We start from the raw sequence: 12481 nt of genomic DNA, 5'->3' as shown, positions 1-12481 counted from the left end.
TTAAAAGTACCATAGATATATCTCTTTGTCAAGAAAATAACAAATAAAATCTGGAACTGGTTATACCACAGAGCATTAAAGGTAAAAACAATAAAAAGAAGTATAAACACGAAAAAAACGCTGATAAATAACCAAAATAATTACTTTCAGTTGACAGTAATTGTGCAATATGCTATTATGACAATAAATTAACAATTGTTGGTACGGCCAATAAAAGGAGGATGAATGGTATGGGAGAGTTCAGGATTTTAGAAATCAAACAGAGTGTTTTTGCCGATAATGATAAGAGAGCAGATGACCTAAGAAAAGAATTGAAAGAGAAAAAAGTATTTTTACTAAATCTGATGTCTTCACCGGGTTCAGGAAAAACTACTACATTAACAAGAACGATTGAAGAGTTAAAAGATAAACTGCGCATAGGTGTAATGGAAGCAGATATTGATTCAGATGTAGATGCACAGACGATTTCAAAACTGGGTGTAAAAGCAATCCAATTACATACTGGTGGAATGTGTCATTTGGATGCAGATATGACAGCTCAGGGTTTGGAAGGATTGGAGACTGGAGATGTTGATCTTGCGATTCTTGAGAATGTGGGGAATCTTGTCTGTCCGGCAGAATTTGATACAGGAGCCGTTAAGAACGCAATGATTTTAAGTGTTCCTGAGGGTCATGATAAACCGCTGAAATATCCGTTGATGTTTTCTATTTGTGATGTTGTTTTAATTAACAAAATTGACGTACTTCCGTATTTTGATTTTGATATGGAGGCATGTATAAAAAATGTACGGATGCGAAATCCAAATGCAAAAATTATTCCAATCTGTGCCCGAACAGGTGAGGGAATAGAGGAATGGATAAAGTGGCTGGAACAGGAAGTGAAAGAATGGAAGTCATAAAGGATGGAAAGGAGTGAGAAAATGGCAGAGCAAAGAGAATTAATCTTAAAACTGGGGCAGAAAATTACAGATCGTATTGGCCATAAGGTAACGGTAGATGACCCGGAGTACTGGGGACTTGCAGGCGTTGTTACCGATGAAATGGCAGAAGTAGCATTGAAGATGAAAGTGCGTAAACCTATGACTTTCAAACAACTGCTTGCAGCTACCGGGAAAGAGGAAAAAGAACTGGAAAAACTTTTACATGATATGAGCATACTTGGTGTAATTGAGTATAACTGGGAAAATCCTGCTCGTGAAAAACAGTATGTTTTGCCCATGTTCGTTCCGGGAAGTGCTGAATTTACAAATATGAATGAGAAACGGCTTGAGGAACATCCTGAACTTGCACATTTTTTTGAACGAATGTCAAGACTTCCCCTTGAAAAAGTTACCCCTATGGTACCACCGGGAGGGGCAGGTATTGGTATGCACGTTATTCCGGTAGAGAAAGCCATTGAGATGGAAAATCAATCCGTAGATGTGGAACATATTTCCCACTGGATGGATAAATATGATGGAAAATATGCAGCAAGTCCATGCTCCTGTCGTTTGTCACGCCGCACACTAGGTGAAGGATGTGCAGATGATCCGGGGGACTGGTGTATTGCTGTAGGAGATATGGCAGATTATGTAGTAGAGACAGATAAGGGCGGACGCTATATTACAAGGGAAGAAGCACTGGAAATTATGAAACGTGCAGAAGATAATGGATTTGTGCATCAGATTACCAATATTGATGGAAAGGATAAAATCTTTGCCATCTGTAACTGTAATGTGAATGTATGTTATGCCCTTCGAACCTCCCAGCTTTTTAATACACCGAATATGTCACGGTCTGCATATGTAGCAAGAGTAAGAACGGAAGATTGTGTTGCCTGTGGACGGTGTGTAGAATACTGCCCGGCGGGAGCATTAAAACTTGGACAGAAACTTTGTACCAATGATGGACCGATTACATATCCAAAGCAGGAATTGCCTGATAAGGTAAAATGGGGACCTGAAAAATGGGATGAGGATTATAGGGATAATAACCGTATCAATTGTTATGATACAGGTACAGCTCCCTGTAAAACAGCATGCCCGGCACATATTGCAGTTCAGGGTTATTTGAAAAAAGCAGCACAGGGGAAATATAAAGAAGCTCTTGCGTTGATTAAAAAAGAAAATCCATTTCCGGCGGTATGCGGACATATTTGCAACAGACGCTGTGAAGATGCATGTACCCGCGGTAGGGTAGATCAGGCTGTTGCCATTGATGAAGTGAAGAAATTTATAGCAAAACAGGATCTTGATGCTAAGACGCGTTATATACCACCGGTTGTACAACCCTCTAACAGAGGACCTTTTACAGAGAAAATTGCTATTATTGGTGCTGGTCCTGCGGGACTTAGCTGTGCATTTTACTTGGCAGAGAAAGGTTATAAGCCAACGGTATTTGAGAAAAACAAAAAACCAGGCGGTATGTTAGTTTATGGAATTCCATCTTATAAACTGGAAAAGGACGTTGTGGATGCTGAAATTGATGTAATACGCCAGATGGGGGTAGAGATCAAATGCGGCATTGAAGTTGGAAAAGATATTACTTTAGATGAACTGCGTAAACAGGGATATAAGGCATTTTATATTGCCATTGGATGTCAGGGCGGAAGAATGGCCGGTATTCCAGGTGAAGATGCAGAGGGTGTAATGACTGCTGTAGATTTCCTTCGCATAGCCAGTGAAGATGAGTCTTATCCGGTACAGGGAAGAACTGTCGTAGTTGGCGGCGGTAATGTGGCAATTGATGTGGCGCGCGTGAGCAGCCGCTGCGGTGCATCCGAAGTTTCTATGTATTGTCTGGAAAGCCGTGATATTATGCCTGCTTCCGCTGAAGAAATATTTGAGGCAGAAGAGGAAGGTATTGCAATCAATTGCGGATGGGGACCAAAAGAAATTCTGACAGAGAATGGTAAAGTTACAGGTATTGTATTTAAGAAATGTGTCTCTGTATTCAATGAAGAAGGACGCTTTGCTCCTAAATATAAGGAAGAAGAAACCGTTACAGTTCCATGTGAGAGAGTTTTTCTGAGTATAGGTCAAAGTATTATATGGGGTGATCTGCTTGCCGGAACGAAGGTGGAACTTGGAAGAGGAAATGGTGCTGTGGCAGATGGAGTTACCTATCAGACAGCAGAGCCAGATATTTTCACAGGAGGAGATGTATATACAGGCCCCCAATTTGCGATTGATGCCATTGCTGCAGGAAAAGAAGGCGCAGTGTCTATTCACCGGTTTGTGCAGCCAAACAGCAGTCTTCTGATTGGACGTAACCGTCGTAAGTTTATCGAATTTGACAAGGATAATATAAAGCTTGAAAGCTATGACAATTCAGCAAGACAGATACCAGACAGAGCTGAAAGTATTGACCATCGTAAATCTTTCCGGGATGCACATAAAACATTCACGGAGGAGCAGGTAAAGATTGAAACAGCCAGATGCCTTGGATGCGGCGCTTCTATTGTAGATGAAAATAAATGTATCGGCTGTGGTGTATGTACAACGAAGTGTGAGTTTGATGCAATACATCTTTACCGTGAACATCCGGACTGCAGCCGTATGTGGAAATCGGAAGATAAGATGAAGGCCATTTTACCATATATGCTGAAGCGGCAAATGAAAATTAAGTTCAGTAAGAAGGATAAATAAAATTATGCATGAACTGGGAATAGTATTTCACATTATTGATAGTCTTGAGAAAGTTGGAAAAGAGAACCTGTTGCAGACCGTATCTAATGTTACTTTGGAGATAGGGGAAGTATCCGGTGTTGTAGATTCCTACCTGTATGACTGCTGGAGATGGGCGGCTGATAAATCAGAACTGTTAAGAGGCTCAAAATTAATTATCGAACAGATTCCGGCAGTTACGATTTGTGAGGATTGCGGCAAGACATATGGTACAGTACAGTATGGAAAGGCATGTCCCTTTTGTTCAGGTGCCAATACATACCTTGTTGTAGGAAATGAATTTAATATTAAAGAAATCGAAGCATGTTGATAGAGTGAGGAGGGAAAGTTATGTTTTTTCAAATTTATGGAGAAAATGCCGGATGGCAGTTGTTAGGGTGGGCACTTGTTTTTGCAGGGCTTGTATTAACAAACGAACTTGCACGGCGAACTAAAAAAGGTGGAATTTTCTGTTTTCTGATTGTACCTGCCGCTTTAACGGCATACTTTATTGCAGTTTATATAGGAGCAGCCAATGGTTCAGGGTGGGCTTTGAACAATGCTACATATAAATACATGAACAGCTGGTTCCATTATGCAAAACTTTATGCTGCCACAGCAGGTTGTATCGGTTTTATGATGCTTAAGTATAAATGGGGTATTGGAAAAACGGAATGGTTTAAAGTATTTCCATTTTTAATTGTTGCAATTAATATTCTAATTGCGGTAGCAAGTGATTTTGAATCCGGCATTCGTGGAGCTATGGCCATGGCAGAGTACGGTGACCGCTGGTGGCTGTCTTCTGAAAATGTATGGCTTTATGGCGGATGGTGGAACTGGCTGAATGGCATTTCAGGTCTCATAAATATTTTATGTATGACAGGCTGGTGGGGAATTTATTCCTCAAAGAAACGGGATGATATGCTTTGGCCGGATATGACATGGTGCTTTATTATTGCATATGATTTATGGAATTTTGTATATACCTACAATAACCTTCCAACACATGCATGGTATTGCGGCCTTGCATTATTGTTAGCACCTACCTTTGCAAATGCATTGTGGAATAAGGGAGGCTGGATTCAGAACCGTGCTAATACACTTGCTTTATGGTGTATGTTTGCACAGGTATTTCCAATGTTCCAGGATGCAAGCAGATTTACCACACTTCCAAGCTTATACGCAGATGGATTCATGGATGCGGCAATTAGACCGGCTGCGGCAAATCCAACAATGCAGGGTGTCATGGCAGTTATCGCTCTTGCAGCAAATATAATTGTACTGGCGGTGATCTTTAAGCGTGCAATAGAACAAAAGAAAAATCCATATAAAAATGAGATATTTACTGACCAGCGTGATTTTAAAATTGCAATGGCAAGAGCAGAAAAATAAAGAAAAAGTGGATTGGATAAAGTAATAAGAATGATGAGACTTTAATTGTTTCAGTGTAAAAACTATTGAAGAAAAATACGACGATGATATTGCTGCCGTTTCTTTATTAAGTTGAAGATTAATGTTAAGCAAAAAGGTAAACTGTATCCTAAATAATAGTCGCAAAAAATTACAAACTTTTTTGCAACTATAAAAAGGTTACGGTTTACCTTTTTTTGTGCAATAAATTGATTACTCATAGTATATTTGTCTGTTTCCACTAATACATTCATTTAAAGAAGAGTGAATCCATGCAATTGCACCTTTGGTATCCCGGTCACGAATATAGGTCCACATCCTGTAATTACTTTCGTAAAGTGCTTGAATACCATACAGGTTACAAAAGCGTTCCCACATAGTAAAAATCGGGGCCTTAAAAGATTGAAATATTAAGGGTATCAGAGTGTTTTTTGATGATAATGCGAATTCATGCTGAAATTCAAAAGCAGCCTGTGTTGCTTCTGAAACAGTTTTTGCATTCTGAATCTGTTTGATTTTTTCCAAAAGAAGCTGTATTTCTTCATCACTTATTCGACTAATACAAAGCTGGGCAGCTAATGTATCCAAAGCAATTCTAACCTCGAAAATAGAACGTATTTCTTCGTTTCTAATACGTCCGCCATTGTATTTCATAATTGTAAGAAGAGTATCAATTGTTCCTTTACGGCGATAATCTGCTACATAGGTGCCGCTTCGTGGTTTAACAATTAAAAATCCCATTTTTTCCAAATCAGAAATACCGTTATTTACAACAGAACGGCTTACCTGCATTGCTTCAGCAAGCTGACGTTCTGTGGGAAGTTTTTCACCAATCTTTAATTTCCCGGAAAGAATCATGTGTACCAGCTGCTCAGTAAAAAGGTCCCTAAGAGAAGGGGAACTGATTTTTTGAAATTCCATATAAAAATTCCTCCCAATTTATTTTGGTTGTACCAATAGCCAGCCTTATGAATTTATTATATTGCAGATGCTAAAAGAATGCAAATAAAGAAACGGGAAAAACACCTGCAATAAGAAGTTTCTGATTACTGTTACGAAAACTAATTAAATTTTAGTCATTCTAAGAGGAAGAAAAATTTTCTTACTTAGAATGACATTTTTATTTCAGCGAATTTTCAAAAGCTTATTATTAAATCTTTTTACCAAAAACTTTTTCCATGAAGTATAGTAATCCAAAAAATACATACTATATTTAGGTAACTACGAAACTTAAAAAAGGTGATGACAAATGAACACATTCGAATTAAAAACAAAAGTCATATTTGGCCGGGAATCTTTGCAATATCTGCAGAACCTGGTGCAAAAGAAAATTTTTATTGTAACCGACCCATATATGGTGAAGTCCGGAATGATTGATTCCATCACCAAGTATTTAGCGGAAGGGTCATTTCAGATATTTAGTGACATTGTACCGGACCCGCCTATGGAATTAGTGGTGAAAGGGGTAGGTGAAGTCATTGCTTATCAGCCTGATGCAGTGGTGGCAGTAGGTGGTGGTTCCGCAATAGACACAGCAAAAGCAATTATGCATTTTTCAAGAGAGATTGGAAAGCTTGATAGAATGCAATTCATTGCGATTCCAACAACAAGTGGAACCGGATCCGAAGTAACCTCTTTTGCAGTAATTACTGACAAAGAAAAAGGAATCAAGTACCCATTAGTATCAGATGTTTTAATTCCTGATATAGCATTACTGGAGCCGGAACTTGTGAAAACAGTTCCTCCGCCTATTGTGGCTGATACTGGTATGGATGTATTGACTCATGCACTTGAAGCTTATGTTTCCACGAAAGCTACTGATTTTTCCGATGCTTTAGTAGAAAAAGCGGTTGCCCTGGTGTTTCAATATCTCTTGCGGTCTTATGAAAGTTCGCAAGATATGGAAGCAAAAGAAAGAATGCATAATGCATCTTGTTTAGCGGGAATATCTTTTAATCTTGCTTCTCTTGGTTTAAATCATGCTATTGCCCATAATATTGGCGGAAAACTTCATGTACCTCATGGAAGAACCAATGCTATCTTGCTTCCCCATGTAGTTGAATTTAACAGCAACATTACCGGTTATACCCCAAAAGATTATTCAGAAGCAGCTATGAAATATGCAAAGATAGCAAAACTCATCGGTGTTTCTGGCAGCACAGTCCGATTAAGTGTGAAAAATTTAATCAGTGAAATTACCAGATTGATGCAACGGATGAAAATGCCCACCAAACTAACCGAATGTAAGATAAGTACAGAAGATATTTTAAAAGAGAAGAAAGGGATTGCAGAAGGTGCGCTAAAGGATTCTTGTATCTTAACCAATCCCCGTGTTGCCAGTATTTCAGATGTTTCTGAAATTATTCATAAGATTTCTTAAACAGGAAACGGTGGTGAGGACTTATCATACAAATCGATGAAAAGCAAAGAATCGTTCAGGAGTTTGTACCTGGTAAACAGATTACACTTGCCCATATTATTGCAAATCCGGACGAAGAAATTTATCAAAAACTAGGACTGGCTTCTGAGGAGATTAATGCAATTGGCATCATGACAATAACACCCAGTGAAGGTTCTATTATTGCTGCAGATGTGGCGACCAAAGCCTCCAATGTAAGGCTTGGATTTATTGACCGTTTCAGCGGAGCACTTGTGATTGTTGGAGATGTTAGTTCTGTTGAATCAGCCATTCGAGATGTGGTTTCTGTACTTTCAGGACAACTTTTATTTACTCCGGCGGCAATTACAAGGACGTAACTAATAGATATATGGTTAGATTTTAGAATCTTTTACAGAAAGTATCTACAAGGATGAGGTTAACATGGGTAGTGGAGGAAAAATTATATTTATGGGCAGAACCGGAAGCGGTAAAACAACACTATGTCAGAAGCTGGATGCACTGGAATTGAAGTATAAAAAGACACAATCAGTAGAGTTTTATAACAATGCAATCGATACTCCCGGAGAATATATGGAGAATCGTAATTACTACCGGGCACTTATTATGACAGCGGTGGATGCAAAATTAATAGCTATTCTCGGTGATCCCACGGTTAGGGATAATTATATACCGCCGGCATTCGCAGGTACCTTTGCAAAAGAAATCATTGGAATTGTAACTAAAATTACTCTAGCTGATTCCCAGGAGGATATAAAAAGAGTGGAAATGGAGCTAAGACAAGCGGGTGCGCAAAAAGTCTTTCAGGTAGATACAGTAGAAGAAATAGGAGTGGAAGAATTGTTTCGTTATATACATGAACGAATTGATGACTAAATACTAGCCGTTTCTATTATAAGCCGCCTATTATATGGTGGAAAATATATAAGATATAAGAAGATGGAGTAGGTATGAGAGAAGAACTGTTAAGTGTAGGTATTGATATCGGGACCAGTACAACACAGCTGGTTTTTTCGAAGTTAATGATTGAAAATATTGCCTCCAATTTCTCTGTTCCCAAGGTTGTGATTGTTGGCAAAGAAATTATATATCGAAGTGAGATATATTTTACACCCCTGCGCTCACCAACTGAAATAGATGGAACAAAGGTTAGAGAAATAATTGAAAGTGAATACAAAAATGCCGGAATTGATAAAGCTGATATTAATACGGGAGCAGTAATTATTACTGGTGAGACAGCCAGAAAGGAGAATGCAAAAGAAGTTTTAGAAACCCTAAGTGGTTTCGCAGGTGACTTTGTAGTAGCAACAGCCGGACCTGATCTGGAAAGTATTATTGCAGGAAAGGGTGCTGGAGCTCATGTATATTCTAAAGAAGGTCGTACCGGTGTCGTAAATATTGATATTGGCGGAGGAACCAGTAACCTTGCTTTGTTTGACCATGGGGAAGTTAAAGATACCGGATGTCTTGATGTGGGTGGACGTCTAATTAAAATAGATAAAGACTCAGGACAAATCACTTATCTGTCAGAGAAGATGAAGGAGTTAATTCAACGAATGAAGCTATCCTTAGGGGTGGGCACCATAGCGACGAAAGAAAATATACAGCCTATACTGGATGCCATGGTCTATGCTTTAATGCAGAGCGTTGGAATCAGGCCAATGAACGAAGAATTTTCATTATTTATTACCCACAAAGAGGGAGAGCAGGTAACTAAGTTTACCTGTGATGAAACCATTAAAAATAGTTGTCCAATCACAAGTATTACGTTTTCCGGTGGTGTTGCAGATTACATTTATGGTGAGGAAAAGGTAACAGATGATTTTGCATATGGTGATATAGGTATCTTACTAGGACAAGCTATAAAAGCATCTCCCTTGTGCAAAGAACTTAAGGTGCTTAAAAGTGTTGAAACAATCCGGGCTACCGTAGTTGGCGCAGGAACTCAAACACTGGAAGTGAGCGGTAGTACTATTACCTATACCAAAGATACCTTTCCACTTAAAAACTTACCGATTCTAAAGTTAACAAAAGAAGAGGAAGAATCAGCTGAAAATATGGAACAAGCAATCAAAATGAAACTGAATTGGTTTAAGCTGGATGGCAAGCTTCAGAAAGTTGCTATTGCTTTTGAGGGAAACAAGACTCCTTCCTTTATACAAGTTTCAGAATATGCGAAAGGTCTTCTGGCCGGAATGATGGAATTAATGGAACAGGAACTTCCTTTCATTATTTTAGTAGAAAATGATATGGCGAAAGTGTTAGGACAAACCATGTATCGAATGCTTGAATATAAGAAGGATGTTGTATGTCTGGATAGCATTCATGTTGAAAACGGGGATTATATTGATATCGGAAAACCGGTAGCAGAAGGTACCGTACTGCCAGTGGTTGTAAAAACTTTGGTATTTAATAAATAATTAGCTGTATTTTGGATAATCCTAAATGCAAATAAGTTGGAAAATAATTTTTCAATAGGAAGTGATTTGCCGTTTGTTTCCGGCAATAGCTTCAAAAATAAAGTATGTTGAAATCACTATATGAAACGCGTGTATGTGAAATAATCAGTTAGTTCTGAAAATGTCAACACGCAGATAGGAGCAGACAATGATTTTAAAAGCACAATTGTTAGGACATACCTATCAGTTTAAGTCCCTTATGGATGTCATGGCAAAGGCAAATGAGGAAAAATCGGGTGATACCCTTGCCGGAGTTGCTGCTGAATCCGCCGAGGAACGTGTGGCGGCAAAGATTGTACTTGCCAATATAACATTAGAACAGCTTCGCAATAATCCGGCAGTACCTTATGAAATTGATGAGGTGACCAGAATCATTCAAGATGATGTAAACGAAAAAATCTATAACGAAATTAAGAACTGGACAGTTGCAGAATTTCGTGAATGGATTTTAGACGAAAACACAACAGGGGCTGATATTCGAAGAATTAGTCGTGGAATCACTTCTGAGATAGTGGCAGCTGTTGCTAAATTAATGTCAAATATGGACCTGGTATATGGTGCAAGGAAAATTCGTATTACAGCACATTGTAATACTACGATTGGAGAACCGGGTACACTTAGCTGCCGTCTGCAGCCAAACCACCCAACGGATGATCCAGATGGTATTATGGCTTCTTTGTTGGAAGGACTGACCTATGGTGCAGGTGACGCTCTTTTAGGTTTAAATCCGGTAGATGATTCCACAGAAAGTGTAGTTCGAATACTTAAACGATTTGAAGACATAAAACAAAAATTCAAGATTCCAACCCAGACTTGTGTTCTTGCTCATGTTACCACCCAAATGGATGCAATAAGAAAGGGCGCTCCATCGGACTTAATCTTCCAATCCATTGCAGGATCAGAAAAAGGAAATGAAGCTTTTGGTTTTAATGCATCCACCTTAGAGGAGGCAAGACAACTTGCTTTAACGGAAGGAACTGCAGAAGGCCCTAATGTGATGTATTTTGAAACCGGTCAGGGCTCAGAACTATCCTCAGAAGCACATCATGGAGTAGACCAGGTTACAATGGAAGCTCGTTGTTATGGTTTTGCAAAACATTTTAACCCTTTTATTGTAAATACAGTTGTGGGATTTATTGGACCGGAATATCTATATGACGGCCGTCAAGTAAATCGTGCCGGTCTTGAGGATCACTTTATGGGTAAATTAACCGGTATCTCCATGGGATGTGATGCATGTTATACCAACCATATGAAAGCAGATCAAAATACCATTGAAGACCTTTCCGTGTTGTTAACAACTGCAGGCTGTAATTATTTTATGGGTATACCTCATGGGGATGATGTTATGCTTAACTATCAAACCACAGGTTATCATGAAACTGCCGCACTTCGTGAAATGTTTGGTTTAACTGCCATCAAACCATTCCATGAATGGATGATTCGAATGGGATTTATTGATGAAAAAGGTAAACTGACGGAATTAGCTGGTGATGCTTCTGTCTTATTCTAGCAAGGAAGAAGTGGGGAGACCCAAAGAGACATTATGTATGGAAGGCTGAAAGGAGCGTGGATATATGGATGAACAAAATATTAGAAAAATGGTAGAGCAGATGGTAGAGCAAATGATAAATGGCGGCGGTAATCAGGTAAAGAATACAACAAATCAAATCCCTGCCGGCCAGGCAACAACAGCAACAACAACAGCAACAGCGACTGCAGTATCTTCAGAATGCTTACCGGATATAACTAAAATAGATTTAAAATCTTGGTTTTTACTGGATCATGCTAAAAATAAAGAAGAATATCTTCATATGAAAAGTAAAACTCCTGCAAGATTAGGTGTGGGAAGAGCCGGAGCACGTTATAAAACTATGAGTATGCTCCGTGTAAGAGCAGATCATGCGGCAGCACAAGACGCTGTATTCTCCGATGTATCTGAGGAATTTATAAAGAAAAACAACTTCATTTTTGTTAAAACACTTTGTAAAGACAAAGATGAGTATATTACAAGACCGGATCTGGGGCGTAGATTTGGCAAAGAAGAGCTGGAAATCATTAGGAAAACATGCGGACAAAATCCGAAAGTTCTTATTATCGTGGGTGATGGTCTATCCTCTTCTGCCATTGAAGCAAATGTAGAGGATATGATACCTGCAATGAAGCAAGGCCTTAGCATGTATCAGATTAATGTGCCTCCAAGTCTTTTTATCAAATACGCCAGAGTTGGTGCAATGGATGATGTTGGTCAGGCTACCGATGCAGACGTAATATGTATGCTAGTTGGAGAACGTCCGGGATTAGTAACGGCAGAATCCATGTCTGCTTATATTTGCTACAAACCAAAACATGGAATTCCGGAATCGAAAAGAACCGTTATTTCTAACATTCACCGGGGAGGTACCACACCCGTTGAGGCTGGTGCTCATGCTGCAGAGTTGATTAAAAAGATGTTGGATAAGAAAGTATCCGGTATTGAATTAAATAAAGTTTAAAATAAAAAGCAAAAGATTGCTACCATTATTAAATGGTGCTAAAGTGCCAGAACCGAGGTTATCCTAAGGCGCTAA

At 39.0% G+C, this 12481-nt stretch carries 11 protein-coding genes; 10 read left to right on the top strand and 1 reads right to left on the bottom strand.

Features of this window, described 5'->3' with window-relative positions; translation table 11 throughout:
* Positions 1-230: 230 nt before the first annotated feature.
* From hypB to RT261_RS02970, 4 genes are read left to right on the top strand one after another with little or no spacing between them, the layout of a single operon-like run.
* The gene (gene hypB, locus RT261_RS02985) at positions 231-899 is read left to right on the top strand and encodes a hydrogenase nickel incorporation protein HypB (RefSeq protein WP_313129162.1); all 669 of its coding nucleotides are present in this window, start codon (positions 231-233) and stop codon (positions 897-899) included.
* A 21-nt stretch (positions 900-920) separates the two neighbouring features.
* A complete protein-coding gene (locus RT261_RS02980) occupies positions 921-3626 on the top strand; it encodes an FAD-dependent oxidoreductase (protein ID WP_313129160.1) in 2706 nt (901 codons plus the stop codon).
* A gap of 4 nt (positions 3627-3630) precedes the next feature.
* Positions 3631-3975 (top strand): hydrogenase maturation nickel metallochaperone HypA, encoded by a 345-nt coding sequence (locus RT261_RS02975; protein WP_313129158.1) that lies wholly within the window; start codon positions 3631-3633, stop codon positions 3973-3975.
* Between the two features lie 20 nt (positions 3976-3995).
* Positions 3996-5036: a DUF5692 family protein gene (locus RT261_RS02970; protein WP_313129155.1), complete on the top strand. Its 1041-nt coding sequence runs from the start codon at positions 3996-3998 to the stop codon at positions 5034-5036.
* Between the two features lie 231 nt (positions 5037-5267).
* Here RT261_RS02970 and RT261_RS02965 read toward each other — a convergent pair whose 3' ends face one another.
* A complete protein-coding gene (locus tag RT261_RS02965; protein ID WP_313129151.1) occupies positions 5268-5975 on the bottom strand; it encodes a FadR/GntR family transcriptional regulator in 708 nt (235 codons plus the stop codon).
* 328 nt (positions 5976-6303) lie between these two features.
* Here RT261_RS02965 and RT261_RS02960 point away from each other — a divergent pair, with 328 nt between their 5' ends.
* The 6 genes from RT261_RS02960 to eutC all read left to right on the top strand — a co-directional run bounded on the left by RT261_RS02960 (position 6304) and on the right by eutC (position 12406).
* Complete coding sequence (locus tag RT261_RS02960; protein WP_313129149.1) at positions 6304-7434, top strand: 1-propanol dehydrogenase PduQ; 1131 nt, start codon at positions 6304-6306, stop codon at positions 7432-7434.
* Between the two features lie 23 nt (positions 7435-7457).
* Positions 7458-7811: a BMC domain-containing protein gene (locus tag RT261_RS02955; protein ID WP_331665379.1), complete on the top strand. Its 354-nt coding sequence runs from the start codon at positions 7458-7460 to the stop codon at positions 7809-7811.
* A gap of 64 nt (positions 7812-7875) precedes the next feature.
* Positions 7876-8328, top strand: coding sequence for a EutP/PduV family microcompartment system protein (locus RT261_RS02950; RefSeq protein WP_313129147.1), 453 nt, complete (start codon positions 7876-7878; stop codon positions 8326-8328).
* A 74-nt stretch (positions 8329-8402) separates the two neighbouring features.
* Complete coding sequence (gene eutA, locus RT261_RS02945) at positions 8403-9872, top strand: ethanolamine ammonia-lyase reactivating factor EutA (protein WP_313129144.1); 1470 nt, start codon at positions 8403-8405, stop codon at positions 9870-9872.
* Positions 9873-10059: 187 nt separating this feature from the next.
* Positions 10060-11424 (top strand): ethanolamine ammonia-lyase subunit EutB, encoded by a 1365-nt coding sequence (locus RT261_RS02940; RefSeq protein ID WP_313129142.1) that lies wholly within the window; start codon positions 10060-10062, stop codon positions 11422-11424.
* Positions 11425-11488: 64 nt separating this feature from the next.
* Positions 11489-12406, top strand: coding sequence for an ethanolamine ammonia-lyase subunit EutC (gene eutC, locus RT261_RS02935; protein WP_313129140.1), 918 nt, complete (start codon positions 11489-11491; stop codon positions 12404-12406).
* Positions 12407-12481 lie beyond the last annotated feature (75 nt).

The sequence above is a fragment of the Anaerocolumna sp. genome (assembly GCF_032079385.1).
In the GTDB taxonomy this organism is placed as follows: Bacteria; Bacillota; Clostridia; order Lachnospirales; family Lachnospiraceae; genus Anaerocolumna.
This window is presented reverse-complemented; position numbering and strand designations above follow the sequence as displayed.

Bases quoted from the DNA above. Each gene is read 5' to 3' on its own strand.
- RT261_RS02960 (WP_313129149.1), top strand. From the start codon at position 6,304: ATGAACACATTCGAATTAAAAACAAAAGTCATATTTGGCCGGGAATCT.
- RT261_RS02950 (WP_313129147.1), top strand. From the start codon at position 7,876: ATGGGTAGTGGAGGAAAAATTATATTTATGGGCAGAACCGGAAGCGGT.
- RT261_RS02975 (WP_313129158.1), top strand. From the start codon at position 3,631: ATGCATGAACTGGGAATAGTATTTCACATTATTGATAGTCTTGAGAAA.
- RT261_RS02965 (WP_313129151.1), bottom strand. From the start codon at position 5,975: ATGGAATTTCAAAAAATCAGTTCCCCTTCTCTTAGGGACCTTTTTACT.
- hypB (WP_313129162.1), top strand. From the start codon at position 231: ATGGGAGAGTTCAGGATTTTAGAAATCAAACAGAGTGTTTTTGCCGAT.
- RT261_RS02980 (WP_313129160.1), top strand. From the start codon at position 921: ATGGCAGAGCAAAGAGAATTAATCTTAAAACTGGGGCAGAAAATTACA.
- RT261_RS02970 (WP_313129155.1), top strand. From the start codon at position 3,996: ATGTTTTTTCAAATTTATGGAGAAAATGCCGGATGGCAGTTGTTAGGG.
- RT261_RS02940 (WP_313129142.1), top strand. From the start codon at position 10,060: ATGATTTTAAAAGCACAATTGTTAGGACATACCTATCAGTTTAAGTCC.
- eutA (WP_313129144.1), top strand. From the start codon at position 8,403: ATGAGAGAAGAACTGTTAAGTGTAGGTATTGATATCGGGACCAGTACA.
- eutC (WP_313129140.1), top strand. From the start codon at position 11,489: ATGGATGAACAAAATATTAGAAAAATGGTAGAGCAGATGGTAGAGCAA.